2 protein-coding genes and 1 pseudogene are annotated in these 2,024 nt (G+C 72.1%); 1 reads left to right on the forward strand and 2 read right to left on the reverse strand.

What is annotated here, in order from left to right:
- Positions 1–613 (reverse strand): TerD family protein (locus EEJ42_RS12495; protein ID WP_148081929.1); only part of this gene is annotated, 613 nt, incomplete at its 3' end.
- Between the two features lie 100 nt (positions 614–713).
- Entirely contained in the window at positions 714–1,373 is a 660-nt protein-coding gene (locus EEJ42_RS12500) for a M48 metallopeptidase family protein (RefSeq protein ID WP_123100019.1), read from the reverse strand.
- Between the two features lie 230 nt (positions 1,374–1,603).
- Here EEJ42_RS12500 and EEJ42_RS50810 point away from each other — a divergent pair.
- A pseudogene (locus tag EEJ42_RS50810) lies at positions 1,604–2,024 on the forward strand (ThiF family adenylyltransferase); the annotation flags it as partial.

Below are 2,024 nucleotides of genomic sequence, written 5' to 3' on the forward strand. Positions count from 1 at the left end.
AGCCCGGTGCGGGGGCCGCCTGGGCGGGCGGCGCGAAACCGGGCGCACCGCCCTGCGCGGGCGCCGGTGCGGGCGCGGGCTCCTCCTCGGCGACCTCGCCGCCGAAGTTCTTGAGCAGCGCCTCGAGTCCGCCGTCGAAGCCCTGCCCGACGGCGGCGAAGCGCCAGACGTCCTTGAGGTAGAAGTCGCCCAGCATCACCGCGCGCTCGGTGCTGAACTCCGTACCGTCGAAGGCGTACCGGGCCACTTCCTCGCCGCCCGCGACGATCCGGATGTAACCGGGGCCGACCTGGGACATCTGGCCCGCGCCGTCGATGGTCGCGGTGAAGGAGAGCTTCTGGATGGTCGGCGGAATGCTGTCGAGCGTGACCCGGAACGACTCGGTGTCACCGGCCTGCGCACCCAGCTGCTGTATCGCTTCTTCAGGCGATTTGGGCTGGTTGAAGAAGATGAAGTAGCGGTCGTCCGAGAGCCGTTCGTCCGCGTCGAGGCCGAAGCAGCTGATGTCGAAGCTCAGCCCGGGCCCGGCGATCTGCACGCCGACGTACAGATCCCTCCCGGCCGTCAGGTCGCTGATCTTGGCCTTGTGGCCGCGCTGGAATTCCCTGGCCATACGTAACGACCGTCCCCCATCCCGAACCGGTGAATGCTTTTGCGCCAGGCTAGCCGCTGCCGCCGACAAAAAACGACGCCGGGGAGCGCCGTGTGGTTCCTCAGCCGGGGTCCGTTCCGCTTCCGGCGCCCGGCAGATGCGGCAGCCGCCCGGCGGCCACCACCCCCTCCAGATAACCCCGGGCCCGCTCGGTGCGCGGATACGCCTCCAGAAGCTCCCAGAAGCGGCGGCCGTGACCGGGCACCAGCAGATGGGCCAGCTCATGGACGAGGACGNGACCGGGCACCAGCAGATGGGCCAGCTCATGGACGAGGACGTAGTCCACCACGTACTCCGGCATGCCCTTGAGCCGGTGGGAGAGCCGGATGCTGCCCTCGGCCGGAGTGCACGACCCCCAGCGGGTGTTCTGGTTGGTGACCCAGCGGACCGAGGCGGGGCGGGCCCGGCCCCCCAGATACTGCTCGGACAGCCACTCCGCGCGCGCCGCCAGCTCCGTGTCGCCCAGCATGCGCTTGCTCTCCTGCGCCGCGAGCTTGTCCAGCATCACGCCGACCCAGCGCTGTTCCTCCGCTTCGGACATCCGGGCGGGGATGAGGACGATGGTGCGGTCGCCCTCGCGGTACGCGGAGACGGTCCTGCGCCGACGCGAACTCCGGCGGACCTCGACCGCGCTCGTGCCCGAGCCTCGGTTCTGCGGACTCGGCGGACTCGGCGGACTCGAAGGGGTCGGGGCGGTGCGCGGGGAAGGATCGGCGGGCACGCCCCGACGTTACCCGCTGGCAGCCGGGGAAGTCCTGCCCTCGCCCGCGGTTGCGGGGCGGTCCACCCCTCGGCGTGCACCGCTTGTACGACTATCAACACAGCCTGTGGATAACTTTCGGCGGCGGGTGGGCGGCGGGGCGCATGCTGAGAACCGTTCGACGAGGCGATGCGGCACCGGTGCGTGCGGCAGGTTCGACACCTGTGGCACATCGACGAAGGGGGACGGCGATGCATCCCATGCTCAAGCCCGCGCTGCGGCGCGCCTGGCGGAGTCGGGACACGGTGCAGTTCGGGGTGGCCCGGGCGCATGCGGTGGTGGTGGGCCCGCTGGACACGGCGACGGGCAGCTTTCTGGAGCTGCTCGACGGCACCCGCGGGCTGCCCCTGCTGCGGCAGGAGGCCCAGGCCCTCGGGCTGCCGGAGGAGCGGGCCGATGAGCTGCTGGACAGACTCACGGCCGCCGGGCTGCTGGACGATACGAGACCCGGCGGCAAGCCCGCGGCCACAGCGAGCGGCCCCACAGCGGCCCTCGACCGGCTGCGGCCGGACGCGGCGGCGCTGTCGGTGCTGCATCCGGAGCCGGGCGCGGCGGCGCGGCTGCTCGCCGCCCGGCGGGCGACGCGGGTGCAGGTGCGCGGTGCGGGCCGGG

This window comes from Streptomyces botrytidirepellens, assembly GCF_003721215.1.
GTDB lineage: Bacteria > Actinomycetota > Actinomycetes > Streptomycetales > Streptomycetaceae > Streptomyces > Streptomyces himastatinicus.